The organism is Cobetia sp., from assembly GCF_983723665.1.
The window spans coordinates 1563-2984 of sequence record NZ_CFDJES010000230.1; the positions used below are offsets into that span (position 1 = coordinate 1563).

Sequence of the window (1422 nt, forward strand, 5' to 3'; positions counted from 1 at the left end):
ATCCGCGCCGAGGTGGAATCCGCAGGCGGCAGCGTGCTGCTGCTGTCGGGTGGCGACATCAATACCGGCGTGCCGGAATCCGATCTCCAGCAGGCCGAACCCGACTTCAAGGGCATGAACCGCATCGGCTACGACGCCATGGCGGTGGGCAACCATGAATTCGACAACCCGCTGGAGGTGCTGCTCAAGCAGCGCGACTGGGCCGACTTCCCGATGCTGGCCGCCAATATCTATGACAAGACCACCGGCGAGCGCCTGTTCGCGCCCTGGAAGATCTTCGATGAGCATGGCATCCAGATCGCGGTGATCGGCCTGACCACCGAAGACACCGTGCGTATCGGCAACCCCGAATACTTCAGCAATCTCGACTTCCGTGACCCCAAGGAAGAGGCGCGCAAGGCCATCGAGGAGCTCAACGAGCATGAGCAGCCGGACCTGATCTTCGCCGTCACCCACATGGGCCACTATCAGAATGCCGAGCATGGCATCAATGCGCCGGGCGATGTCTCGCTGGCGCGCTATCTGCCCTACGGCGAACTGGACATGATCGTCGGTGGCCACTCCCAGGAGCCGGTCTGCATGGAGGGCGCCAACCGGATGGCGGACTTTGCGCCCGGCGATGATTGCCAGCCGGACCGCCAGAACGGCACCTACATCGTGCAGGCGCATGAATGGGGCAAGTACGTGGGACGCGCCGATTACGAGTTCCGCAATGGCGAGCTGACCATGGTCAACTATCAGCTGATTCCGGTGAATCTCAAGAAGACCGTCGAGGAGAATGGCGAGCGCAGGAAGGTGCTGGTCGCGGAGGAAATTGCCGAGGACAGCGAACTGCGCGAATTCCTGCGCCCCTATCAGGAAAAGGGCCAGGCGCAGCTCAACGTCACGGTCGCACAGAGCAACGGCAAGCTGGAAGGTGATCGCGATGTGGTGCGCTTTGCCCAGACCAACCTAGGACGTCTGATCGCCACCGCCGCCATGCAGGCCGGCAAGGCCGACTTCGGCGTGATGAACGCAGGTGGCGTGCGCGCCTCCCTGCCCGCGGGCGAGATCACCTACAAGGATGTGCTGACCGTGCTGCCCTTCGGCAACACCGTGGGGGTCGTGACCATGTCAGGTAGCGAGGTGCTCGAGTATCTCGAGGCGGTGGCCACCCAACCGGTGGACTCCGGCGCCTATGCCCAGTTCGCCGGCGTCAGCCTGCGCGTCAATCGCGAGGAAGGCAGCGTCTCCGACGTGATGATTCAGGGCCAGCCATTGGCCATGGACGCCCAGTATCGCTTCACCGTCCCGAGCTTCAATGCCGCCGGCGGGGATGGCTATCCGAAGGTCACTGACCTGCCGGGTTACCTGGATACCGGCTTCGTCGATGCCGATGTGCTCAAGGCCTACCTTGCCGAGCAGAGCCCGATCGACGTCGCG

General features: G+C 63.3%; 1 protein-coding gene. It reads left to right on the forward strand.

The window, feature by feature from the left end; genetic code table 11:
• A partial coding sequence (gene ushA, locus AC4FAH_RS14220; protein ID WP_490246276.1) for a bifunctional UDP-sugar hydrolase/5'-nucleotidase UshA occupies nucleotides 1-1422 on the forward strand: 1422 nt, incomplete at both ends.